This window comes from Streptomyces sp. NPDC043908, from assembly GCF_056435525.1.
The window spans coordinates 331,783-356,265 of the sequence record NZ_JBWKEI010000008.1; the positions used below are offsets into that span (position 1 = coordinate 331,783).

The following is a 24,483-nucleotide window of genomic DNA, read 5'->3' on the forward strand; positions in this document are numbered from 1 at the left end:
GGCTGCCCCGGGCGGCCGCTCCTCAGCCGTCCGCGTACTTCGCGTCCGCCGCGGGGTCGAGGGCCAGCCGGTAGCCGCGCTTGACCACGGTCTGGATGAGCTTGGGCGCGCCCAGGGCCGTACGCAGCCGGGTCATCGCGGTCTCCACGGCGTGCTCGTCGGTGCCCGAGCCGGGCAGCGCCCTGAGCAGGTCGGCGCGGGAGACGACCCAGCCGGGCTGCTGGGCGAGGGCGCGCAGCAGCGACATCCCGGCGGGCGGGACGGGCCGCACCTCGCCGTCGACCAGGACCGCGTGGCCGCGGATCTCCACCCGGCGCCCGGCGATCGGCAGGGCCCGCGCCCGGGCGGGCAGTTCGCAGCAGAGCAGCTGCACCAGCGGCCCGAGCCGGAACCGCTCGGGCGAGACCGTCTTGATCCCGCGCGCCTGGAGCGGCAGCGCGGTGACCGGCCCGACGCACGCGGCCAGCACGTCCCGGTCGAGGGCCCGCAGCAGCTCGGGGAGCTGCCCGCGCTCCTCGGCCCGGGAGAAGAGGGAGGCGGCGGCGGGCGCGCTGGTGAAGGTGAGCGCGTCCACGCCGCGGCTCAGGGTGAGGTCGAGCAGCCGGTCGAGCGGGCCGAGGTCCTCGGGCGGCAGCCACCGGTAGACGGGGACGCCGACGACCTGGGCGCCGCCGGCCCGCAGCGCCTCCACGAAGCCGGGCAGCGGCTCGCCGTGCAGCTGCACGGCTATCCGGCGGCCCTCGACGCCCTGCTCCAGGAGCCGGTCCAGGACCTCGGCCATCGAGTCGGACGAGGGCGACCACTCCTCGGTGAGCCCGGCCGCCCGTATCGCGCCCTTGACCTTCGGGCCGCGCGCGAGCAGCTCGGTGGCGCCGAGCCGGGCCAGCAGCGACTCGCCGAGCCCCCAGCCGTCGGCGGCCTCCACCCACCCCCGGAAGCCGATCGCGGTGGTGGCGACGACGATGTGCGGCGGCTCGTCGATCAGCTCCTTGGTGGCCGAGAGCAGTTCGCCGTCGTTGGCGAGCGGCACGATCCGCAGGGCGGGCGCCTGCACCACGGCGGCGCCGCGCCGCTGCAGGAGCGCCCCCAGCTCGTCGGCGCGGCGGGCGGCGGTGACTCCGACCGTGAACCCGGCGAGGGGTCCGTGCTGTGTGTCGACCATGGCTCTCCAACCGGGGTGGTGCGGCGGCTGGCCCGAGCCTGCCAACCCCGCGTGACAGGCTCGGTTCGCGCGCGTGTCCCCCGCGTTACGGCGGGGGCGGGCGCGCGCGCTCCGTAGGACCTATTAGACCTCGTCAGACCTCGGCGTATACGGGCTCGGACGCGGTCGGTGCGCTGACCGGGCGGCGAAGGTATACCGCCCAAGTGGTCGTGAAACAGGCCGCGTAGAAGGCGAGGAAGGAGACGAAGGCGGCGGTTCCGGTACCGCCCGTCATGAACGACTGGCGGAAGGCGAGGTTGATCCCGAGGCCGCCGAGCGCCCCGACGGCGCCGATCAGCCCCATGGCGGCCCCGGAGAGCCGCCGCCCGTACGCCGCGGCGGCCTCGCCCTCCATGCCCCGGGAGACGGCCGTGGCCTGGAAGATCGCCGGGATCATCTTGTAGGTGGAGCCGTTGCCGAGCCCGCTGAGCACGAAGAGCGCGATGAAGCCGACGAGGAAGACCCCGAGGGACTTCTGTACGGAAGCGAAGATCACCACCCCGGTCGCGGCGGCCATCGCGGCGAACGTCCACAGCGTGATCCGCGCCCCGCCGACCCGGTCGGCGAGCGAGCCGCCGATGGGCCGGATCACCGAGCCGAGCAGCGGCCCGATGAAGGTGAGGGAGGCGGCCTGGAGCGGGGTGCGCCCGAACTGCGTCTGGAGGACGAGGCCGAAGGCGAAGCTGTAGCCGATGAACGACCCGAAGGTCCCGACGTACAGGAACGCCATGATCCAGGTGTGCCGCTCGCGGACGGCCTCCAGGGCGGCGCCGGTGTCGTTCTTCACGGGCGCGAGGTTGTCCATCTTCAGCGCGGCGCCGAGGGCGGCGGCCACGATGAGCGGCACGTACACCCCGAGCACGATCCGCGGGTGCGTGGCCCCGGCGGTCCCGATGACGAGCAGCCCGATGAGCTGCACGACGGGCACCCCGATGTTGCCGCCCCCGGCGTTGAGCCCGAGCGCCCACCCCTTCTTCCGCAGCGGGAAGAACGAGTTGATGTTGGTCATGGAGGAGGCGAAGTTCCCGCCGCCGATGCCGGCGAGGGCGGCGACGAGCATGAAGGTGGTGTACGAGGTACCGGGCTCCATCACCGCGAACGCGGCGCCCGCGGGCACCAGCAGCGACAGCGCGCTGAAGATGGTCCAGTTCCGGCCACCGAACTTGGCGACGGCAAAGGTGTAGGGAATCCGCACGACCGCGCCGACGGCGGTGGCGGTGGAGATCAGGAAGAACTTCCCGGCGGGGTCGACGTGGTAGGCGGGCCCCATGAACAGGACCATGACCGACCACATGGTCCAGATGGAGAACCCGATGTGCTCGGAGAACACCGAGAACCACAGGTTGCGCCGGGCGATCCGCTCCCCGGTCCGCTCCCAGAACACCTCGTCCTCGGGATCCCACTCCTCGATCCAACGGCCTTTCATGACGCCTCCCTGATCGACGGGTCGTAGCGCTGCGGCGCGCGGGACCGCCCCCGCTGGCTGTTTCCGGACACCGACGGTAGGGAGGCCGCATTTCACCCCCGTGCCGCCGCGTGACCACGGGGCAACCTTGTGTTCACGGACGAGGGCCGGATGCGGTGAGGCCGCCCCCCCCTCCCCCGCCCTCACGGCACCGGTCCCCGCTGTGTGAGCACGCCTGTACGGGGTGATCCTGGGGGGAGGGGGGGTTTGTCGGGAACGGGGGGTGTCCGCAGTCGCACAGGGACGGGGCGGGGCCGGGTACGCGCGAGGGCCCGGAGCAGCGCTCCGGGCCCTCGGGTACCGCGATCCGGCCGACGGGCCGCCGTCAGTGCTTGCGGCGGCCCCGCGCCCTGCCGTCCGGCCACAGCCGGGGGCTGCGCTTGGCCGCCACGTCCTCGATCCAGCCCGTGGACAGGATCATCAGCCCGATCAGCGGCCAGACCAGGACGAACATCCACTCGTCATAGGTCGTGGTCAGGAATCCGTCGAAGTGCGAGCCGATGCCGGGGACGTTCCACAGCTGGTCGAGGAGCGGCACGGCAGCCGCGATCAGCGCGTTGTGCCACAGGTAGATCGTGACGGCCCGGTTGTTGGAGAGCGTGACCAGGCGGTCGTAGCGGGCCAGCCGGCCCGGCAGCTGCGGCCAGGAGGGCGAGTACGCCAGCAGGATCGCGCAGAAGCCGAACGACCAGGTGGCCTGGGCCAGCGGGATGTCGTTGAGGTCCCAGCCGTCCTGGGTGGGGTGCCCGGAGGCCCACCACAGGCCGAACGCCATCACCATCGAGGCACAGGACACCAGCAGATAGCGCGGCAGCTTCTGGATCAGCCGGTCGTGGTGCGCGAAGCCGAGCACCCAGCAGGCCGCGTAGGTGACGAAGTCGGTGATCACCGCGCCGGTGTCGCCGGGGATGGTGACCACACCGGTCCCCAGGACCGCCGTCAGCGCCAGCGGGGCCAGCAGCACCGCCCAGGGCAGCTTGCGGAACAGTTTCAGCAGCAGCGGCGAGGCGAGCACGAACCACAGATAGGCCCGCAGGTACCAGAGCGGCTCGGCCGCCTGGACGGCCCAGGTCTGCTCCAGCATGCCGTCCTTGTGGCCGATCGACCACGGGAAGGGCGGGGTGCCCACCGGCACCAGGTAGTTGAAGAGCTTGGCCCACCACCACAGGCCCTGCTCCTTGTCCGGCTTCCAGCCCGCCGCGAACATCGCGGTCAGGATCACCGCGCCGAACGCCCACATCGGCGGCAGCAGCCGCCGCAGCCGGCCGCGGATGACGCTCCAGGCGGGCCGGCTCAGCGAGCGCGCCATCAGCGATCCGGCGAGCGCGAACATCACGCCCATCGACGGGAAGACGATCGAGAGCCAGGCGAAGCCGAAGAGGTGGTAGACGACCACGCGGACGAGCGCGAGCGAACGCAGCAGGTCCAGATAGCGGTCGCGGCCCGACGCCTTGGGCTTCGTCTCGGCGCTCACCGCGGCCACGGCCGCGGGCACCTCGACGAAGGGCTGGGGTATCGGTGCGGTCATGCGACGGGCCTCCGGTCGACGTTCTCCTTGCTGCCGCGCTGGCTGGGGATGCCCCCCGGCGCCTCCACCACACCCGTGCGCCGCAGCTTCTGCCAGCGCAGGCGGCCGCCGGTGAGGGCGGTGATCCAGGACTGGAGGAGCACCACGTACATCAGCTGGCGGTAGAGGATCTGCTGGAGCGGGAGCGACACCAGGTGGGTGAGGCGTTCGCGGTCCAGGCGGAAGGCGTAGGCGGCGCAGACCAGTTGGATCAGCAGCACGCTCAGCCACGCCACGACGGTCTTCTGGGTCGGGCCGAAGACCAGGCCGTAGAGGAGGAACACGTCGATCAGGGGGGCCAGCAGGGGGGCCAGGACCATGAACAGCGACACCAGCGGCAGGCCCACGCGGCCGAAGCGGCCCGAGGGGCCGCGCTCGAAGACGGCGCCGCGGTGCTTCCAGATCGCCTGCATCGTGCCGTACGACCAGCGGTAGCGCTGGGACCAGAGCTGCTGGACGGACTCGGGCGCCTCGGTCCAGGCGCGCGCGTTCTCCGCGTACACCACGCGCCAGCCGTCGCGGTGCATGGCCATGGTGACGTCGGTGTCCTCGGCGAGGGTGTCCTCGCTGATGCCGCCGACCCGCTCCAGGGCGGTGCGGCGGAAGGCGCCGACCGCGCCGGGGATGGTCGGCATGCAGCCCAGCACGTCGTACATCCGGCGGTCGAGGTTGAAGCCCATCACGTACTCGATGTGCTGCCAGGCGCCGATGAGCGAGTCGCGGTTGCCCACCTTGGCGTTGCCCGCGACCGCGCCGACCTTCGGGTCGCCGAACGGCTGCACCAGCTCGCGTACGGTCGACGGCTCGAAGACGGTGTCGCCGTCCATCATCACGACGATGTCGTAGCGGGCGTTGCGGATGCCGTTGTTGAGGGCGGACGGCTTGCCGCCATTGGGCTGGCGGATCACCCGGACGTTCGGCAGCCACATCGCCTCGACGATGTCCGCGGTGCCGTCGGTGGAGCCGTCGTCGACGACGAGGACCTCGATGGGGTGGTCGCTGGCCATCAGCGAGCGCACCGTGTTGGCGATGCACTCGCGCTCGTTGTACGCCGGGACGATCACCGAGACGGGCTCGGTGACCTCCGGGCCCCAGCGGAAGCCGCGCCCCCGCACCTTGCGCGCGTGCAGGAACGACAGGATCAGCATCAGGCCGAACCGGGCGAAGACCAGCACGCCGATCACGGCGAGGCCGCCGACCAGGACGTCGGTGGTGCGCTCGGAGACCTGGACCGCGAAGACGAACGCCTTGCCCTTCCACAGGTCCATGCCGGTGACCGGGGTGTGCGCGCTGGGCGCGTTCAGGGCCTCGGTCAGGTTCACGAACGTGTAGCCCTTGCCCTGGAGCCGGGGCAGGAAGGTGTCGAGCGCGGCCACGGTCTGCGAGCGGTCGCCGCCGGAGTCGTGCATCAGGACGATGGCGCCCCTGCCGTGCTTGGGCGTGGCGTTCTTGATGATCGCCTCGATGCCCGGGCGCTGCCAGTCCTCACTGTCCGTGGAGTCCAGCGCGGTGATGTACCCGCGGCTGCCCACGTACTGGATGACCGGCCAGTTCTGGTCGTCGATCGCATCCGCGAACGACGAGTACGGCGGCCGGAAGAGGGAGGTGCGGATGCCGGCGGCGCCTTCGAGGGCGAGCTGGTTCTGCGCGAGCTCCCAGTCGATGCGGGCGTGCGACTGGTAGGAGAGGTCGGGGTGGTTGAAGGTGTGCAGGCCGACCTCGTGGCCCTCGTCGACCATCCGCTTGATCAGTCCGGGGTAGCGGGCTGCGTTGGCGCCGGTGACGAAGAAGACGCCGTGCGCGTGGTACTTCCTCAGCTGGTCGAGCACCTTCGGGGTCCAGGTGGGGTCCGGACCGTCGTCGAAGGTGAGCACCAGCTTGTGCTGGGGGATGTCGAGGCTGGTGGGCTTGGCCGTGCCCCGCGCGTCGATGACCGGGCCGCCGTCCAGGATGCGCTCGGGCACCTTGCCGGTGGATGCCTCGGGGCGTATGCGGTGGTCGGCGAGTATCTCGTTGTGGACGTACCCGCGCAGCATCAGCATCGCGAAGAGGGCGACGAGGAAGAGCAGGGGCAGCAGATACCGCATGGGCAGCCTGCGGCGCCTGGGCTTGCGGGACGTACCGGGACCCGTGCGAGGGGTCCTGCGGCGAGGGGCTTTCACGTACTGGCTCCAGAGGGCGGAGTCGGCTTCGTCGACAGTCCTGTCGGGCTGCCGGACGAAGCGGTGGGGAGGCCGGGGCCCGCCGAGTGGCCGCCGGTCGGCTTCGCGGTCTGCGAGGTGCGGGGGCGCGGGGAGGCGGTGGCGGGCTTCGCGGGGTGGCTGGACTTGGCCGGCTTGGGGGTGCCGGAGGCCTTGGGCCGCCCGGATCCGGTGGCCGAGGGGTGCGTCCTGCTCTTGGCGGGGACGCCGGGCCTGACGGTGGCGGGGCGGGGGGTGTGCGACTCGGTGGGGGCGGGGGTGACCTGGACGGTCTCGGTCTTCTTCTCCTTGGCGGCGGGCCCGGGTATGCCGAGCCAGGGCGCGCGGGAGCTGCCGCCGAGCAGACTGCCGACGAGCATCACGGCGTAGCAGGTGCATGCCAGGCCGAAGACCCAGCCGAGCCGGCGCAGGTTCTTGCCGCGGCGGCCGCTCTCGTCCACGAAGACGGGGCCGTCCGGGTCAGCGCCCGCGACCGGCGCCTGGATGTCGACCCGCACCTCGGGCTGGACCTGCGTCTGCACCCGGGGCTGGACCTGCGTCTGCGCCTGCGGCTGGACCTGGGTCCGCTCCTCGGACGGGGACCAGCCCTGCGTCGGGATCCGCGTCCCGGTCCGCACGGGGTCCTGCGCCGACGGGCCGTCCGGCAGTCGTCCGGCGACGTTCAGTTCCATCGTGAAGTCGTCGAGCGGGCCGCGGGGCTCCTCGACCGGGTTGGGGGATCGCCCCTGAGATATGTCTTTTCGCCAATTGTCCACTTTGCGTACGCACTTCCCCACTGGATGATTCGCGGGTTGCGCGCACTCCTCTAGCGGGCGCTGCGTTCCGGATCGGGTCCCCACCCGTTCCACGCACCCCCACTACCACACCGCACCCGGGGAATGAATGTAGCGCACGCCGCTGTGAGCCAGGTTCACGCACGATGTGTTGTTCCTCAACTGGAACACCAGAGTGGCATCAGCGAGACATGAGCGACACATCCCCCTCCGGAAGCCAGCTGTCGGGGGGCAGATCCAGCCATCCGGATCCTTCCCCCATCCGCCGGGCGACCTCGCGCAGAACCCGCAGGCCCGGGTGGGTCAGCCCCTTGCGCCACACCAGCGACACCGGGGACAGCGGTACGGGAGCGGTCAGCGGCCGGAGCACCATCCCGGGGATCTCCAGGAAGTCCGTGCTGGCCAGCACCGACCAGCCGCGCGCCAGCACCACCCGGGCGAACTCCTCCTTGCCGGAGATCTCCGGGAAGGGAGCGGCCAGTTCCGTACCCCGCCCGGCGAAGAGCCGCTTGGCCAGATCCGTCCACTCCGCGGTCGCCGGATTGCCCGCCCCCGCATAGAGCGTCTCCCCCGCGAGCGCGTCCACGGGCACCTCCGCGAGCCCCGCGAGGCGGTGGCCCTCGGGCAGTAGCACCGCCATCCGCTCGTACCGGACCGGCTGGTGCGACAGACCCGCGAGCACCGAGGGGTCGAGCCCGGCGACCCGGCCGAAGGAGACGTCGAGGCGCCCGGCGAGGATGTCGGCGGCGGCCCCGGTGAGCCCGCTCAGATAGCGCGCCACGAACTCCTGCCCGGCCGCCGCCTCCCGGGCCCGCGTCAGCACCCGGTGGCCGGTGCCGACGGGGGCGCTGATGTCGACGAGCAGCGGCCGGGACTCGGCGGCCCAGCCCGCCCGGAGTTCGTCGTGCGCGGCGAGCACCCGCCGCGCGTACGGCAGCAGCCGCTCCCCGTCGGCGGTGAGCTCCACCGCGCGCGTGGTCCGCACGAACAGCTCGGCGCCCAGGTCCCGTTCGAGCCGCCGCACATCCCGGCTGAGCGCCTGCTGGGCGACGAAGAGCCGGGCGGCGGCCCGGGTGAAGTGCAGCTCCTCGGCGACGGCGGTGAACGCGCGCAGCAGCCGGGGGTCGATGTCCTGGGTCACGGACGGCAGTCAACCGTACGGCCGTTGGCAACGGAAGTGCGTGAATGGCCTCTGATCAGGTGTTGGACGCCCGCGCCCGGGTCCGGGGAAGCTCGGTGCATGCCGCAGCTGATGACCGTCTCGGGCTCGACCCTGGTGCTCGCCGGACCCGTTCCCTACGAGCGCGCTCCCCGCGGGCCCCGCCGCACGGCGCCCGCGAGAGCCGCCCGGACCGCCCCCTACCGCCGCCTCTTCGCCGTCCCCGGCGCCCGCGCCTTCACCCTGGGCAACCTCATCGCCCGGCTGCCCATGGGCATGTTCACCGTGAGCGCCGTGATCATGATCGCCGGGTCGCGGGGCTCGTACGCCCTCGCCGGGGCCGTCACCGCCACCGGTCTCGCCGCCACCGCCCTGGTCGCGCCGTGGACCGCGCGGCTGGTCGACCGCCACGGCCAGGCCCGCGTCGCCGTGCCCGCCACCGCGGTCGCGGTGCTCGGCTCACTGGCGCTGCTGCTCTGCGTCCGCCTCGGCGCGCCCGACTGGACGCTCTTCGCCTCCTACGCCGCCACCGCCACCACCCCGAACACCGGCGGGATGTCCCGGGCGCGCTGGGCGCACGTCCACCGGGGCGACCCGGCGGCCCTGCACACCGCCAACTCCTTCGAACAGGCCGTGGACGAGCTGTGCTTCATGCTCGGCCCGGTCGCCGCGGCCTTCCTCTGCACCGCCCTGTTCCCGGAGGCGGGGACGCTGGCCGGGGCGGTGCTCCTGATGACGGGCGTGCTGGTCTTCTCGGCCCAGCGCGCCACGGAACCGCCGGCCGCCCCGCGCACCGCCGCCCGCCCGCCGCTGCGCCTGCCCGGCCTCGTCCCGCTGCTCGGCGTCTTCCTCGCCACGGGCGCGGTGTTCGGCTCGATGGAGGTGGTGACACTGGCGTACGCGTCGGGGCTCGGCCACGGTCCCTCCGGTGGCGCGGTGCTCGCCCTCCAGGCGGCCGGGTCGGGGGTGGCCGGACTGCTCTACGGCTCGGTGCGGCCCGCGCGTTCGGTCTCCCGGCGGCTGCTGGTGTGCGTGGGGGCGATGACGGTGCTGATGTGCCTGCCGCTCCTCGCGGCGGCCACCGGTTCGCTGGCGGTGCTGGCCGGCGCCCTGCTGCTGGCCGGGGCGGCGACCGCGCCGACCATGGTCACCGGGATGACCCTGGTCCAGCGGCTCACGCCCGAGGGCCGGCTGAACGAGGGGATGACCCTCGCGGTCACCGCGATCCTGGGCGGCATCGCGGCCGGCTCGGCGACGGGCGGCTGGCTCACCGACCACGCCCCGGCCACGACCGCGTACCTCGCGCCGCTCTGCGCCGCGGGTCTCGCGCTGGTGGCGTGCGCGGCGGGCCCGGCGCGGCGGCGCTGAGGGCGGGTGGTCCGTACCGTACGACCAGGGCGGGCCCGGCACGTACGACGAAGGCCCGGCCGCTCAACGCGGCCGGGCCTTCGCCTCAACATGGGAAAGTGGAGATGGCGGGAATCGAACCCGCGTCCAACGGTGCTGAATCAGGGCTTCTCCGTGTGCAGTTCGCTGCGCTTTTCTCGGCCCCGGAGATCACGCGAACAAGTCTCCGACGGGCTCAGCCACTGTTTGATTTCCTTCTGGGCCCCGTGGCCGGGCTCAGAAGTTTAGATCCCTTGATGATGCCAGGATCCGGGTCGGGATCACCCCCGGGCTGACACTTCGCAAGTCGCTACTTAGGCAGCGAGGGCGAAGGAATCGCGCTTGGTGTTGGCGATTATTGGTTGCGACATATGGTTAACGAGATCATTGCCGCTTCCTCGACACGCTTCCCCTGCTCCGACATCCGCTGTCGAAACCGATCATCCCCATGTTTTGTTAACAAGGTGCTCCGCCCCGGGGGGCGGCGCTGTAGCCATGGTACGCGACGCGGACCGCGGCTCGCCAGGACATTTACGCCCGCTGCCGCCGCCGGGCCGCCGCGACGGCGCGGTTCGTCTCCCGGGTGTCCTGCTTCTCCCGCAGCGTCTGGCGCTTGTCGTACTCCTTCTTGCCCTTCGCCAGCGCGATCTCGATCTTCGCCCGGCCCTCCTTGAAGTACAGGACGAGGGGCACGATCGTGTGACCCGACTCCTGCGACTTGCTCGCCAGCTTGTCGATCTCGGCGCGGTGCAGCAGCAGCTTCCGCTTGCGCCGCGCGCTGTGGTTGGTCCAGGTGCCCTGGGCGTACTCCGGTACGTGGACGTTGTGCAGCCAGGCCTCGCCCTGGTCGATCTGGACGAACCCGTCGACCAGCGACGCCCGCCCCTGGCGCAGCGACTTCACCTCGGTGCCGGTGAGCACGAGACCGCACTCGTAGGTGTCGATGATGAGGTAGTCGTGCCGCGCCTTCTTGTTCTGCGCGACGAGCTTGCGCCCGTTGCCCTTGTCCTTCTCTTTTGCCTTAGCCATAGTGCGGCCATTTTCGCACTACGACCGCCCCCCGAGGCCACTCAATACCGCCTCGGCCCGCTTCTCGGCCCGCTCGGTGACCGGTACGTCCGGGGTGATGCCCTTCCCGTCCACCGCGTGCCCGGCCGGGGTGCGGTAGTGGCCGACGGTCAGCTCGGCCACCGAGCCGTCCGGCAGCTCGGTCGGCATCTGGACCGAACCCTTGCCGAAGGTGCGCGAGCCGACCGTGACGGCCCGGCCGCGGTCCTGGAGAGCCCCGGTCAGCAGCTCGGCCGCGCTCATGGTGCCGCTGTCGACCAGGACGACCAGCGGGCGGGCGGTGTCGCCGGCCCGGTCCGCGTAGAGCGCGCGCTGGCGGCCGTGCACGTCGTAGGTGGCGACCAGGCCGCCGTCGAGGAAGGCGGAGGCGGCCGAGGCGGCCTCGGTGACCAGGCCGCCGGTGTTGCCCCGCAGGTCGAGGAGGACCCCGGCGCCACCGGGGGCCGCGCGGACCGCCCTGCGCACCCGCTCGCCGGAGCCCTTGGTGAAGGCCGCCACCTTGATCATCACGTCGCCGCCCGGCAGCGCGCTCACCGTCACGGTCTCGGTGGTGAGCTCGGCCCTGCGCAGCGCCTGGGTCCAGGTCCGCCCGGCCCGGTCGAGACCGAGGACGACCCGGCTGCCGGGGGTCGCCCCCTCGCCGCGCAGCAGCGCCACGACCTCGGTGACCGGCAGGGTGTCCAGCGCGCGGCCGTCGATCGTGACGAGCCGGTCGCCCGCCCTGATCCCGGCGCGGGCGGCCGGGCCGCCGGGCTGGAGGCGGGTCACCTCGACGCGGCCGCCGGCGGTGCGCCTCGCCCACAGGCCGACGCCGGTGTAGCGGCCGTCGAGGGCGTTCTCGAACTGCTCGTACGCGCTCTGGTCGTACACCGCGCCCCAGCGGTCGCCGCTGCGGCTGACGGCCTCGGCCGCCGCCTGCGTACCGGACTTGCCGTCGGCGACCGCCTGGGCCGCGGCCCGGGCCACGTCCGCGCCGCGGTCGCGGGGCTCGACGGCGGAGGCGGGCAGGGCGTGCAGCGGGGTGCGGCGCTCCTCGGCCTGCGGCAGCGAGCCGGTCACCGCGGCGGTCGCCAGGACCGAGACGAAGACCAAGGTCAGAGTCGCCCCGCGGCGCACTCCGCGGGACCTGGGACAGCTGTCCGGACCTGACATGGCGTCGAGTCTAGGACAACGCGAGGGCGCCGCAGGGGCTGTTGCTCCTACGGCGCCCGGGGCACATCTCACACTCCGACGGCCTCGCGTCACACCTTCAGGTACTTGCGCAGCGCGAAGAACGCGGCCAGCGAGGGCATCAGCACACTCGCGGCCAGCACCAGCGGCAGCTTGGCGAGGACCGCGTCCCAGCCGATGAAGTTGATCAGATTCAGCTTGTGCGACAGGTCGAGGCCGTGGTCGATCATGAAGTAGCGGCCGACGATCAGCATCCCGGAGGCGGCGATGCCGCCGAGCACCCCGGCGAAGGCGGCCTCCATGATGAACGGCGCCTGGATGTAGAAGCTCGAAGCGCCGACCAGGCGCATGATGCCCGTCTCACGCCGTCTGCTGAACGCCGAGACCCGGACCGTGTTGACGATCAGCATCAGCGCCACGACCAGCATCACCGCCATGACCAGGACCGCGGCCACGTTCATCCCGCCGAGCAGGCTGAACAGGTTCTCCAGGATGCCCTTCTGGTCCTGGACGGACTGCACGCCGTCGCGCCCGGCGAAGGCGGTGGCGACCACCTTGAACTTCTCCGGGTCCTTGAGCTTGACCCGGAACGACTCCTGCATCTGGTCCGGCGTGATGGAGCCGGCCATCGGCGAGTCGCCGAACTGCTCCTTGTAGTGCTTGAACGCCTGGTCCGCGGACTCGTAGGTGACGGTCTCGACGATGTCGAGCTTCTTCAGGTCGGCCTCGATGTCCTTCTTCTGCTGGGCGGTGACAGCGCCCTTGGAGCACTTGGCGACGGACTCGGCGTCGGCCTTGTTGCAGAGGAAGATCGAGACGTTGACCTTGTCGTACCAGTAGCCCTTCATGTTGTTGACCTGATCCCGCATCAGCAGCGAACCGCCGAACAGGGCCAGGGACAGGGCCACGGAGACGATGACGGCGAACGTCATGGTCAGGTTGCGGCGGAGACCGACGCCGATCTCCGAGAGTACGAACTGCGCGCGCATGGCGACTGGTTGGGCCTTTCCGTGCTGGTCGTGCTTCCGAGCTCGATGCTCAGCGCATCAGTGCTGGTAGCCGTAGACGCCGCGCGCCTGGTCACGCACGAGACGGCCCTTTTCGAGCTCGATCACACGCTTGCGCATCTGGTCGACGATGTTCTGGTCGTGGGTCGCCATGATGACGGTCGTCCCGGTCCGGTTGATGCGGTCCAGGAGCTTCATGATGCCCACGGAGGTCTGCGGGTCGAGGTTGCCGGTCGGCTCGTCCGCGATCAGCAGCATCGGCCGGTTGACGAAGGCCCGCGCGATGGCGACGCGCTGCTGCTCACCGCCGGAGAGCTCCCCGGGACGCCGGTCCTCCTTGCCGCCGAGTCCGACCAGGTCGAGCACCTGGGGCACGGCCTTCCTGATCTCCCCGCGCGGCTTGCCGATGACCTCCTGGGCGAAGGCGACGTTCTCGGCCACCGTCTTGTTGGGCAGGAGGCGGAAGTCCTGGAAGACGGTGCCGAGCTGGCGCCGCATGTGCGGCACCTTCCAGTTGGAGAGCCGGGCCAGGTCCTTGCCGAGGACGTGCACCTGCCCCTGGCTGGCGCGCTCCTCGCGCAGGATGAGTCGCAGGAAGGTCGACTTCCCGGAGCCGGAAGAACCGACGAGGAAGACGAACTCGCCCTTCTCGATGTCGAGGGAGACGTCCCGCAGAGCGGGGTGGCTCTGCTTGGGATAGGTCTTGGAGACGTTGTCGAATCGGATCACGGTGCACCACGGTCGCCGGGAATAGGTGTGCGTGACACTACGCGAACCGGCCTGGGCCGTGCAGGCACCGTTCGGGGATGTTCCGGGGATGCGCCTTATGTCCCGTTGACGGTGGCCTCCGGACCCCCTCACGGGGGCAGAATCCGGCGGGGCGCGCCGAAACGCGCGCGAGCTGGCACAGTGGTAGGGGGAACGGTTGCGTTTCCCTGAGCGTTGTGCGGAGCAGTAGGTGCCTACAGCGGCTCCGCCGCGCGGGAGGAGGAAAGCGCATGACCTACGACCGCTTGGTGTGCGCGAACTGCGCGGCGCCGGTCAGCGAGGGCCGCTGCCCCGTCTGCCGGGCCAACCGCCAGCGGCTCCAGCAGGAGGGCCCCTGGGGCGGCCTGAGTCCGGCCGCCCTGGTGACGCTGCTCGTGGTGCTGGTGGCCGCGTTGGCGCTGCTGGCCCACCAGACCGCGTGACGTCACGGCACCGGGCCGCACGGCCCGGCCGCTTCTGACACGTCGGGTGTACGCGAGTGGGGCCCGGGGTGCGCACCGCGCCCCGGGCCCCACTTTCGTACGGTGTGCCGACTACCGTGCGTGACGCCTAGGCGACCGTGCGGCCGCCGACCAGACGCGGCATGAAGCGGAAGCCGATGCCGCCGGCGATCATCGTCGCGGCGCCGAGCAGCAGGAACGTGGTCTCGCCCGCACCGGTCTCGGCGAGCTCCTCCTTGGGCTTGCCCTGCTCGACCGGCTTGGAGCCACCGCTGTCCGGGGTGGTGTTGTCCGGGCAGCTGGCCCCGTCGAGGGAGACGGTGCAGGTGCCGCCGGTGGAGCCGCCGGTGCTGCTGGAACCGCCGGTGGCGGAGGAGCCGCCGGTGGAGCCGCCCGTGGCGGACGAACCGCCGGTGGAGCTGCCGCCGGTCGCGGAGCTGCCGCCGGTGGACGAGGAACCGCCCGTGGAGGACGAGCCCCCGGTGGAGGAGCTGCCGCCGGTGGACGAGCCGCCGGTGGACGAGCTGCCGCCGGTGGTGGAGGAGCCGCCCGTGGTGCTGCTGCCGCCCGTGGTGCTGCTGCCGCCGGTGGACGAGGAACCGCCCGTGGAGGACGAGCCGCCGGTGGTGGACGAGCCGCCCGTGGTGGACGTGCCCCCGGTGGACGAGCTGCCGCCGGTCGTCGAGGTGGAACCGGACGAGCCGCCGACGTCGGCACCGCCGATGCCGCCGGTGGAGGAGGTCCCGCCCGTGGTCGACGTGCCGCCCGAGGAGGACGTACCGCCGGTGGACGAGGTACCGCCCGTGGTCGACGTGCCGCCCGTGGAGGACGTACCGCCGGTGGTCGAGGTACCGCCCGAGGAGGAGGAACCGCTGGTGGAGGAACCACCCGTGTCGGCGCCGCCGATGCCGCCCACCGTGCCGGTGGTGCCCTCGGGCTCGCCCTGGACGCCGAGGCCGACGTCCACGCCGCTCTTGTCGGCCTCGGCCTTGGCGCTGATGCCGCCGATGTTGACGTCGACACCGGCGGCCTGAGCCGCCCCCGCGGCGGTCAGGGACGCGCCCGCCGCGATCACCGCGCCCGCGGCTATCCGTGCAAAGCGGACCCGCGTCATTTTCGTCATCTGGCTGCTACCCCCAGTAGCTCAAGTGTCATGGAGCAGCGTCCGGGGGCCGCGGGACCGGGGGGATACGTTTCTCCGTCGCCCCCGTCACACGCGCCCCGGAAATACGCATGCCGCGCGTCACCCTTCCGCACTTCTGAGAATGACGTCAAGGCCGTTGCGTACGTAATGCCCGGAATGGCGTGACTTGCCCGTCGTACGGAGTTGCGACTGTGACGTAAAAAGGGAACTGCCGCTCAACGAACGGCAGTTCCCTTGTCGACAAAGCCCCGAAAGGGCGGTCGATTACTTCTCCTGCTGCTTGCGCCAGCGAATTCCGGCTTCGAGGAAACCGTCGATCTCACCGTCGAGGACGGCCTGCGGGTTGCCCACCTCGAACTCGGTGCGCAGGTCCTTGACCATCTGGTACGGGTGCAGGACGTAGGAGCGCATCTGGTTGCCCCAGGAGCTGCCGCCGTCCTTGAGGGCGTCCATCTTGGCCTGCTCCTCCTGGCGGCGGCGCTCAAGGAGCTTGGCCTGGAGGACGTTCATGGCGCTGGCCTTGTTCTGGATCTGCGAGCGCTCGTTCTGGCAGGAGACGACGATGCCGGTCGGCAGGTGCGTGATGCGGACCGCGGAGTCGGTCGTGTTGACGCCCTGGCCGCCGGGGCCGGAGGCGCGGTAGACGTCGATGCGCAGCTCGCCCTCGTCGATCTCGACGTGGTCGCTGGACTCGACGACCGGCAGCACCTCGACGCCCGCGAACGAGGTCTGGCGGCGGCCCTGGTTGTCGAAGGGCGAGATCCGCACCAGGCGGTGGGTGCCCTGCTCGACGGAGAGCGTGCCGTAGGCGTACGGCGCCTTGACCACGAAGGTGGTCGACTTGATGCCGGCCTCCTCCGCGTACGACGTCTCGTAGACCTCGGTGGAGTAGCCGTGGCGCTCGGCCCAGCGCAGGTACATGCGCTGGAGGCGCTCGGCGAAGTCCGAGGCGTCGACGCCGCCGGCCTCGGCGCGGATGTTGACCAGGGCCTCGCGCTCGGCGTACTCGCCGGACAGGAGCGTCCTGACCTCCATCTCGTCCAGGGCCTTGCGCACCGAGACCAGCTCGGCCTCCGCCTCCGCGAGGGTGTCCGCGTCGTCCATCTCCTCGGCGAGCTCGAAGAGCACGCTGAGGTCGTCGATCCGGCCGCGCAGCGTCTCGGTCTTGCGGACCTCGGCCTGGAGGTGCGAAAGCTTGCTCGTGATCTTCTGGGCGGCCTCCGGGTCGTCCCACAGGGACGGCGCGGCGGCCTGCTCCTCAAGCACGGCAATGTCTGCCCTCAGCTTGTCGAGGTCCAGGACGGCCTCGATCGACCCCATGGTCGAGGAGAGGGACTTCAGCTCTTCGGATACATCGACGACTGCCACGGGTCCAGCGTAACGGCTGCGCGCAAGGACGTTTCCCCCGCGGCGTGCCACGGGGGAACGGGCCCGGGACTACGGGGCCGGCGCCGAGTGCTTGGAGTCCTGCGGGGGCTTGTCGTCGTCGCCCGAGGTGGCGAGCCAGCCGCCGACGGCGACCGCGGCCGTCAGCACCACCGCCGAGGCCCCCAGGATCAGCCGCCGCCGGCGCAGCTGGTCCGCCCGGTGCCGGGCCGAGCCCGGGCGCGGGGTGCCCGCCGGGCGGGGGGCCCGGGCGGTGCCCAGGGGGCCGCCCGCCAGCTCGTCGGGGCCGGGGACGCGCATGCTGGTGTGGGTGTCGCGGTTGGAGTCCAGGGGGGCGCCCGGGACCAGCGGCACCGCGCCCCGGCGGGGCCTGCCGGAGGGGGCCGCGGGCTCCTCGTAGACCGGCTCCTCGGGCTCCTCGGCGTCCGGCTCGTCGACGTCCAGCGGCGGCATCCCGGCCACCAGCGGCAGCAGCTCGCGCAGCCGGGCGGAGAGCTCGGAGGCGCGCAGCCGGGAGGCCGGTGCCTTGGCGAGGCACTGGACCATCAGCTGCCACAGCTCGTCCGGGATGCCGGGCAGCGGCACCACGGTCTCGGTGACGTGGCGGCGCAGGACCGCGCCGGGGTGGCCGCCGCCGAAGGGGGTGAAGCCCGCCAGGAGCTCGTAGAGGACGGTCGCCAGGGCGTAGATGTCGACCGCCGCCCTGGGCGGCAGGCCCTCGACGATCTCGGGGGCGAGGTAGTCGGGCGTGCCGATGATGCGGGTGGCCTTGGTGCGGCGCGGGGTGTCGATCAGCTTCGCCACGCCGAAGTCCGTGAGGAGCGCGGGGTGCGCGCCGCCGGGGCCGAGCGGGCCCTGCATGTCCAGGAGGATGTTCTCGGGCTTGACGTCGCGGTGCACGATCCCGGCGGCGTGCGCGGCGGCCAGGCCGTCGGCCACGTCCGCGACGATGGCGACCGCCGCCTCGGGCGCGAGCCGGCGCTCGCGGTCGAGCCGGGTGCGGACGTCCGTGCCCCGCACCAGGTCCATGACCAGGGCGAGGTCGTTGCCGTCGACGACCAGGTCGCGTACGCCCACGACGTTCGGGTGGTCGAGGCCGAGCAGCGCGGTGCGCTCCTGGACGAAGCGGCCGACCAGCTCCTGGTCGGCGGCGAGGTCCTCGCGCAGCAGCTTGATGGCGACGGGCCCGTCCGGGCCCTCGCCGAGCCACACCGTGCCGGCGCTGCCCCGCCCCAGGATCTGGTGGGCGGTGTACCGGCTGCCGATATTCCGTGCCAAGACTGCTCCCTCAGCGGCTGGCTGTGCACGCCGAGGCTACGCGGCCAGGGGGGCAACCTTCACTTCCGAGGGGGAATTCACCCCCTGGAAGTCGACAAATCCATGAAGTCGGCGTTCCGGAACGCCTTACTTGCCCCCGAGTTTGCCGATCCAGCCCGACACCTTGTCGACGGCGTCACCGATCGCCTGCCAGTAGCTCTTGCCCTCGGCCACCCAGTCCTGGAGCGGGGTGAGCTCCCAGACGAGCCAGCCCGCCACGAACAGCAGGACCAGGGTGAACAGACAGCCCTTGAGGCAGCCGAGCCCCGGAATCCGCATCGGGTTGGCGCTGCGGCGGCGCGGCTCACGGGGCTCGCGCGCCGCGGGTGCCTGCGGCTGCTGGGGCGCCTGCGGCGGGGCGTACTGCCGGCGCTGCTGGTGCTGGGGCGGCGGCGCGTACTGCTGGTGCTGCGGGGGCTGCTGCGCGTACGGCTGGGGCTGCTGCGGCTGCCGGTACTGCTGGGGCTGCGGCTGCGGCGCGTACTGCTGGGGGCGCTGCTGCTGGGGATGCTGCTGCTGCTGAGGACGCTGCTGGGGCTGCTGCGCCTGGCGGTGCGGGCGGCGGCGCAGCGGGTCCTGCTCCGGGTCCAGGTACTGCACCTGCGTCTGCTCGTTGCGGTCGCGGGCCGCCTGGAGCTGCGACTGCCAGGGGTGCGGCTCCTCGGGCCGGTCGGGACCGCCCTGGGGGCCGCCGTACTGGTTCTGCCCCTGCCCCACCGGCGGCAGCACCGCCGTCGGGTCGGGCGCGCCCCGGCCGGGCAGGACCGCGGTCGGGTCCGCGGCGCCGGGGGTGTGCGGCAGGTACGAGGTCGCGGCGTTCGGGTCGTACGCGCCCGCGCTGGTGGGCAGCACCTGGGTCGGGTCGGCCGCGCCGGGCGTCTCGGGGACGGGCGCGGGCGCCGGGTCGGGCGCGAGCAGCGCGCCGACGCCGTCGGCCGCCTCGACCTGGGCGGGGGTGGAGTGCACCCCGATGCCGTCGGCCACCACGCGCAGGGCGCGCGCGAGGTTCTCCGCGCTCGGCCGCTCGTCCGGGTTCTTGCGCAGACAGCGCTCGATGACCGTCCACAGCGGGGCGGGCACGGTGGTGGGGCGGCGCGGCTCCTCGCTCAGATGCCGGTGCAGCACCTCGAGAGCCGTGCCCCCGGCGAACGGCGGACGCCCGGTGACCAGCTCGTACATCAGGATTCCGGCGCCGTAGACGTCGACGGCGGAGGTCTGCGGGCGGCCCTCGGCGGACTCCGGCGCGACGTACGCGGGCGTGCCCACGAACTCGTGCGTACGGGTCAGGCCCGGGGAGTCCGCGAGGCGCGCGATGCCGAAGTCGGTGAGCATCGGGTGCATGGCGCCGTCGCGCTCGTCGAGCAGGACGTTGGCGGGCTTCAGGTCGCGGTGGACCACGCCGTCGGCGTGGCTCGCGGCGAGCGCGTCCGCGATCTGCGCGGTGAGCAGGGACGCGGCGACCGGGGTGAAGGGCCCGTTGTCCCGCAGATAGCGGTGCAGGTCGGGGCCGTCGACCAGGTCCATGACCAGGGCGAGCAGATCGCCCTCGACGACGAGGTCGCGGGTGCGCACGATGTTGGGGTGCGTCAGGCGCAGCAGCACCGACCGCTCGCGCAGGAACCGCATCACGACGTCGGCGTCGTTGGCGAGCTCCTCCTTGAGGACCTTGATCGCGACGGTCTCGCCGGGCTGGCCGGCCACCGCAGCCTCGGCACCCGCCGCCTCCCTCTGGCGGGCGCGCCAGACGGTACCCGTGGCACCGCGTCCGAGCGGCTCCTCGAGCAAGTACTTGCTGCCTACCGGCCGCACGTCATGCGCTCCCTGCTGGTCTGGCTGGATCCGGGTCTCCTCGGGTGTCCCCCGGGCCGCCCACTGTAGTGCCGACGGCTGTCACCACGGCCGTGGCGGCGCGGGCCCGCGGGCTCCGGCTGTTCGAAGGGAAGACGCCGCCGTCGCACGGAAGGTTGCCGAACGGCCGTGCCGAAGCGGGGTGAACGATTCCGCCGAGGTGCGCAACCGGCCACTTTGCGGCCACATTTGCGTCGAGAGCCGATCATTCAAGATCACTTGGAGGTGGGTGGCGGGCGTGTTGTCAGTGGCAGGTGCGAGGATGCCCTCAGCACGACATGTGTGCCTGGTGGGGGGAATCACAAGGGCCTTTCCCTCCGTGCCCGGCACCCCCGCGCAGAAGGGACCGCCGAGGCGATGCAGATCCGGCTGACCGTCCTCACGCCGCGCAGCGGCCACGCTGCGGCGCGCGCCTGCGACGTGCTCGTGACCGCGCCGGCCGGGACCGCCCTGGCGGCCGTCGCCTCGGGCCTCGCCACGGCCGCGTCCGGCTCCGAGGTGTCGAGCACGGTCGTGCTCTACGCGGGCCGTGAGCGGCTCGACCCCCAGCGCCGCGTCCTGGGCGAACCGCCCCTGGTGGACGGCGCGGTGCTGTCCCTCTCCGCCCCGGCCGACTCCTCGACGTACGCCTACGAGGAGCACGAGGAGGCCGTCCGCGCCCGCCTGTGCGTGGTGGCGGGGCCGGACGCGGGCGGGGTCCACCTGCTGCACGGCGGCCAGATCCGCGTCGGCCGCTCGGCGGACGCGGACGTCCCGCTGGACGACCCGGACGTGTCCCGGCTGCACTGCGCGGTCACGGTCGGCGAGGGCGGCCGGGTCTCGGTGGCCGACCTGGGCTCGACGAACGGCACGCGCGTGGACGGCGCCCCGGTCGGCCCGCACCCGGTGCGGCTGCCGGTGGGCGCCCTGCTGCGCCTCGGCGAGTCCGCGCTGCGCCTGAGCACCGGGGCCCCGTCCCCGCAGCCGCTGCCCACGACACCGGACGGGGAGGGCCACATCCGGGTGACTCCGGCGGCTTCCCCGGCCCCGGACCCGGCCAGGTCCGCAGAAGCCGCGCCGCTCGCGCCCGGCCCCGGGTCCGCCGCCCGGGTGCCGTCCCCGCGCGCGTCGAGCGAGCCGGTCCCCACCGCCCCCGGACCGACGACCCACGGCACCGGGAGCACGCCCGCCCCGGGCGGCCCCGGTCCCGCCGAAGCGGGGGAGAGCGGCGGACGGCCGCACGCACGCGACGGCGCGGAGGCTGACGAGGCCTACGGCGAGGCCGGACGAGGGCGTACGGAGGGCGGGTTCGGTACGTACGGCGGCGTGCCGGGGGCGAGGAGTGCCGCCGGGGGCGGCAGCGGTGATGACGCCGGTGACGGCGGTGACGGGTGGGGTTTCGCCCCCGGGGCGCAGGGTCACGGCCCGGGGCCGGGGCTGGTGCCGGGCCCCGGGCCGGGTGGCGAGGGGTACGGCCCCGGGCCGGGCGGTGAGGGATACGGGGCCGGGCCGGGTGGTGAGGGATACGGGCCTGGGCCGGGTGGCGTGGGCCAGGGATCCGGGCCGGGGCAACAGGGTTACGGCCGCGGGCCGGGCGGTGCGGTCCATGGGGCTGGGCCGGGTGGTGAGGGTTACGGGCCTGGGCCGGGTGGCGTGGGCCAGGGATCCGGGCCGGGGCAACAGGGTTACGGCCGCGGGCCGGGCGGTGCGGTTCACGGGGCGGGACCGGGCGGTGAGGGATACGGGCCCGGGCCGGGCGGCGGGGTCCAGGGATCCGGGCCGGGCGGCGCGGGGCAGGGGTCCGGGGTCGGGGCCAGTCGGAGGGTCGGGACGCCTCCCCGTGGGACGCGGCTGCCCGAGGACGTCGAGCACGCGCGCGCGGACGACGGAGCCGCGGCGCGGCGGCGCGGCGGGATCGGTGCCTGGGCGCGGCGGCTGACCGGCGGCCGCCCCGAGTCCGTGGACGAACCGGCGCCGACCGAGACCGCCGCCGTGGTGCCGGGCGGCTCCCCCCGCGCGCCCGAGCGCTGGCCCGACCCGGCCGCGCTGCTGCTGACCGCGCTCGGCCCCGGGCCGAGGCTGTGGGAGCGGCGCCCCGGGCACCCGGAGGAGCTGGCGATCCGGGTGGGGACGGCGGACCGCGGCGAGCTCGCGGCCGTGCCCGTGACCGTCGGGCTGCGGGAGGTGGGCTCGCTGGGGCTCGCCGGGCCCCGCGCCAGGCTGAACGGGCTGGCGCGGGCGGCCGTGGCCCAGCTCGCGGCGCTGCACGCGCCGGCCGACCTGGAGATCGTCCTCATCAGTACGGAGCGCGGCCGCAGCCTCCAGACGCGTACGGCGGAGTGGGGCTGGCTCGGCTGGCTCCCGCATGTGCGCCCCGGGCACGGCCAGGACTGCCGGCTGCTCCTGGCGTACGACCGCGAGCAGGCCACCGCCCGGACGACCGAGCTGGTCCGGCGCCTGGACGACAGCCCCCTGGGCCCCGGCTGGGCGTCCGCCGACGCGGCGGCCGTGGCCGACGCCACCCGCCGCTACTCGGGTCCGTACACGGTGGTGATCGTCGACGGCGACCCCGGTTCGTCCGTGCTGCGCGAGACGACGGCCCGGCTGGCCTGCGCCGGGGGCGCGGCCGGCATCCATCTGCTCTGCCTCGCCGAGACCCCGCCCGCCTCGCCCGTGTCGCCGGTGGAGGCGACGTACGAGTCGGCGTGCGCGGTCTCGCTGCCCTTCCGCGAGTGCGGGGCGGCGGCGCTGCTGAGCGGCGACGTGGCCACCGCGCTGCGGCTGCTGCGCACGGCGGGCGGACGTCCGGCCGGGCACGGCACGCTGGCGGTGGTGGACGCGGTGTCGGCGGCCTGGGCCGAGCGCTTCGCGCGGGCGCTCGCGCCGCTGCGCGCGGGCGACGGGACGACCGCGCCCGGCCGGCCGCCGGTGGCGCTGCCCCCCTCGTCCCGGCTGCTCGACGAGCTGGGCCTGGCGCGGGCCACCCCGGCGTCCCTGATGGCGCGCTGGGAGTCGGCGCCGGACGGCGCGGCGGTGCTCGGCACCGGGCCGCGCGGCCCGGTCGGCGTCGACCTCGCCTCCGAGGGGCCGCATCTGCTGGTCGAGGGCCCGGCGGGCAGCGGGCGTACGGAGCTGCTGCGGGCGGTCGCCGCGTCGCTGGCGGCGGGGGCGCGGCCGGACCGGCTGGCGCTCGTGCTGGTCGACGGGGCGGGCGGGGAGCGCGGCGAGGGGCTGCGCCCCTGCACCGAACTCCCCCATGTCTCGACGTACTTGGTGGCCTCGGACCCGGTCCGGATGCGGGAGTTCGCGCAGGCGCTGGGGGCGGAGCTGAAGCGGCGGGCGGAGTTGCTGGGGGAGCTGGGGTTCACGGAGTGGCTCGCCCGGCAGGAGCCCGGGCAGGGAGCCGAGGAGGTGGCGGGACGGGTGGTGGGCCCCCGGCCACCGGCCCCCGGTGAGCAGCAGGGCGAGGGGGACGCGCCGTCCACGAGCACGCTGCGGCTGCGCCCCCTGGGGCGTACGCGTACGGAGGCGGGGCCGCCGCCCCTGGCACGCCTCGTCGTCCTGGTGGACGACTTCGACGCGCTGCTCGCGCCCGCGCTGGGCAGCCCCGGGCGGCCCGCGGCGGGCTCGGTGGTGCGCGCGCTGGAGGCGGTGGCGCGGGACGGCGAGCGGCTGGGCGTCCACCTGGTGGCGACGTCGTCGCGTCCGGAGCGCACGGCGGAGACGGAGCTGGCGCGCCGGGTACGGCAGGTGGTGCGGCTGGACGCGCCTCCGCTCGTCCCGTCGCCGGAGGAGCCGTCACCGGGGCGGGGCCGGCTGTTCGGCCCGGACGGTTCGGTGACGCCGTTCCAGGGCGGCCGGGTCACGGGCCGGATACCGCGCACGGCGACGCTGCGGCCGACGGTGGTGCCGCTGGAGTGGGAACGGATGGGTGACCCGCCGGCCCGGCGGCCGGTGCGGGAGCTGGGGAACGGGCCTACGGATCTGGCATTGCTGGCCAGTGCGTTGGAGAGGGCGGGACGGGTGGTACAGGCAACGACCCCGGCGGGCCTATAACCCCGGGCGCCCCCTCACGGCTGCCCCGGCCCCTTTCAAGGGCCACGGCCCCGGGCCACGGTCCCCCTCGGAGCGGCCCCGCCCCCCTTCAGGCCACGGGCCCCTCGGGGTTGCCCCAGGCCCCTTCAGGGCCACGCCCCCGACCCCACCCTGGGGCTGCGCCCCTGACCCCCTTCAGGGCCACGCCCCGGACCCCACCCCGGGGCTGCGCCCCTGACCCCGTTTCGGGGCTCCGCCCCGGGCTGCCGTCTTTCGCCTGCGGACCGTGCTGGGTTGCTCGCGCAGTTCCCCGCGCCCCTAGGCAGTTGGGGGCGCGGGGAACTGCGCGCTCAGCCACAGACGGCCCGCAGACAAAGCCCCGCCCCCCCACGGGCCCCCACACCCGAGCCCAACGCAACCCCCAAAGGGGCGCGGGGAACTGCGCGCTCAGCCACCAACACCCCGCAGACAACGTCCCGGCCCCCGGGGCAGTCAGGGGCGCGGGGAACTGCGCGACCAGCCACCCACCACCCGCAGACAAAACCCCGACCCCCAGGTGCACAGGGGCG

Annotated in this window: 17 protein-coding genes and 1 other RNA gene; 3 read left to right on the plus strand and 15 right to left on the minus strand. The window is 73.4% G+C overall.

Annotation, left to right across the window (positions count from 1 at the left end; translation table 11 throughout):
* Window positions 1-22: 22 nt before the first annotated feature.
* From AC069K_RS20065 to AC069K_RS20090, 6 genes are all read right to left on the minus strand, one after another.
* On the minus strand, window positions 23-1,162 hold the full coding sequence (locus tag AC069K_RS20065; protein WP_358833516.1) for a uroporphyrinogen-III synthase: 1,140 nt from the start codon (window positions 1,160-1,162) through the stop codon (window positions 23-25).
* Window positions 1,163-1,295: 133 nt separating this feature from the next.
* Window positions 1,296-2,627 carry an MFS transporter gene (locus AC069K_RS20070; protein WP_478618007.1) on the minus strand — a complete coding sequence of 444 codons (1,332 nt, stop codon included), beginning with the start codon at window positions 2,625-2,627 and terminating at the stop codon, window positions 1,296-1,298.
* Window positions 2,628-2,991: 364 nt separating this feature from the next.
* Entirely contained in the window at window positions 2,992-4,194 is a 1,203-nt protein-coding gene (locus AC069K_RS20075; protein ID WP_478618008.1) for an acyltransferase family protein, read from the minus strand.
* Window positions 4,191-6,320 carry a bifunctional polysaccharide deacetylase/glycosyltransferase family 2 protein gene (locus tag AC069K_RS20080; protein ID WP_365106969.1) on the minus strand — a complete coding sequence of 710 codons (2,130 nt, stop codon included), beginning with the start codon at window positions 6,318-6,320 and terminating at the stop codon, window positions 4,191-4,193. Before AC069K_RS20080 ends, AC069K_RS20075 begins: the two co-directional genes overlap by 4 nt.
* 71 nt (window positions 6,321-6,391) lie before the next feature.
* Window positions 6,392-7,105 (minus strand): hypothetical protein, encoded by a 714-nt coding sequence (locus tag AC069K_RS20085; protein WP_365106967.1) that lies wholly within the window; start codon window positions 7,103-7,105, stop codon window positions 6,392-6,394.
* Between the two features lie 283 nt (window positions 7,106-7,388).
* The gene (locus AC069K_RS20090) at window positions 7,389-8,348 is read right to left on the minus strand and encodes a LysR family transcriptional regulator (protein ID WP_478618011.1); all 960 of its coding nucleotides are present in this window, start codon (window positions 8,346-8,348) and stop codon (window positions 7,389-7,391) included.
* Between the two features lie 99 nt (window positions 8,349-8,447).
* Here AC069K_RS20090 and AC069K_RS20095 point away from each other — a divergent pair, with 99 nt between their 5' ends.
* Complete coding sequence (locus AC069K_RS20095; RefSeq protein ID WP_478618014.1) at window positions 8,448-9,734, plus strand: MFS transporter; 1,287 nt, start codon at window positions 8,448-8,450, stop codon at window positions 9,732-9,734.
* 96 nt (window positions 9,735-9,830) lie between these two features.
* Here the strand turns inward: AC069K_RS20095 and ssrA are convergent.
* The 5 genes from ssrA to ftsE all read right to left on the minus strand — a co-directional run bounded on the left by ssrA (window position 9,831) and on the right by ftsE (window position 13,726).
* Window positions 9,831-10,200, minus strand: a transfer-messenger RNA (tmRNA) gene (ssrA, locus tag AC069K_RS20100).
* Between the two features lie 83 nt (window positions 10,201-10,283).
* Window positions 10,284-10,781: an SsrA-binding protein SmpB gene (gene smpB / locus AC069K_RS20105; RefSeq protein ID WP_358833510.1), complete on the minus strand. Its 498-nt coding sequence runs from the start codon at window positions 10,779-10,781 to the stop codon at window positions 10,284-10,286.
* Between the two features lie 18 nt (window positions 10,782-10,799).
* Window positions 10,800-11,972 (minus strand): S41 family peptidase, encoded by a 1,173-nt coding sequence (locus AC069K_RS20110; protein WP_478618017.1) that lies wholly within the window; start codon window positions 11,970-11,972, stop codon window positions 10,800-10,802.
* Between the two features lie 89 nt (window positions 11,973-12,061).
* Entirely contained in the window at window positions 12,062-12,979 is a 918-nt protein-coding gene (gene ftsX / locus AC069K_RS20115) for a permease-like cell division protein FtsX (RefSeq protein WP_358833508.1), read from the minus strand.
* 57 nt (window positions 12,980-13,036) lie between these two features.
* Window positions 13,037-13,726: a cell division ATP-binding protein FtsE gene (gene ftsE, locus AC069K_RS20120; protein ID WP_101388537.1), complete on the minus strand. Its 690-nt coding sequence runs from the start codon at window positions 13,724-13,726 to the stop codon at window positions 13,037-13,039.
* Window positions 13,727-13,995: 269 nt separating this feature from the next.
* Here ftsE and AC069K_RS20125 point away from each other — a divergent pair, with 269 nt between their 5' ends.
* Window positions 13,996-14,187 (plus strand): hypothetical protein, encoded by a 192-nt coding sequence (locus tag AC069K_RS20125; protein WP_358833507.1) that lies wholly within the window; start codon window positions 13,996-13,998, stop codon window positions 14,185-14,187.
* A 127-nt stretch (window positions 14,188-14,314) separates the two neighbouring features.
* Here the strand turns inward: AC069K_RS20125 and AC069K_RS20130 are convergent, their stop codons facing one another.
* The 4 genes from AC069K_RS20130 to AC069K_RS20145 all read right to left on the minus strand — a co-directional run bounded on the left by AC069K_RS20130 (window position 14,315) and on the right by AC069K_RS20145 (window position 19,861).
* Window positions 14,315-15,328 (minus strand): hypothetical protein, encoded by a 1,014-nt coding sequence (locus AC069K_RS20130; RefSeq protein ID WP_478618022.1) that lies wholly within the window; start codon window positions 15,326-15,328, stop codon window positions 14,315-14,317.
* 285 nt (window positions 15,329-15,613) lie between these two features.
* A complete protein-coding gene (gene prfB, locus AC069K_RS20135; RefSeq protein WP_358833505.1) occupies window positions 15,614-16,717 on the minus strand; it encodes a peptide chain release factor 2 in 1,104 nt (367 codons plus the stop codon).
* Window positions 16,718-16,786: 69 nt separating this feature from the next.
* The gene (locus AC069K_RS20140; RefSeq protein ID WP_358833504.1) at window positions 16,787-18,013 is read right to left on the minus strand and encodes a serine/threonine-protein kinase; all 1,227 of its coding nucleotides are present in this window, start codon (window positions 18,011-18,013) and stop codon (window positions 16,787-16,789) included.
* Window positions 18,014-18,139: 126 nt separating this feature from the next.
* Complete coding sequence (locus AC069K_RS20145; RefSeq protein ID WP_478618027.1) at window positions 18,140-19,861, minus strand: serine/threonine-protein kinase; 1,722 nt, start codon at window positions 19,859-19,861, stop codon at window positions 18,140-18,142.
* A 396-nt stretch (window positions 19,862-20,257) separates the two neighbouring features.
* Here AC069K_RS20145 and AC069K_RS20150 point away from each other — a divergent pair, with 396 nt between their 5' ends.
* Complete coding sequence (locus tag AC069K_RS20150; protein WP_478618030.1) at window positions 20,258-23,935, plus strand: FHA domain-containing protein; 3,678 nt, start codon at window positions 20,258-20,260, stop codon at window positions 23,933-23,935.
* Window positions 23,936-24,483: the final 548 nt, after the last annotated feature.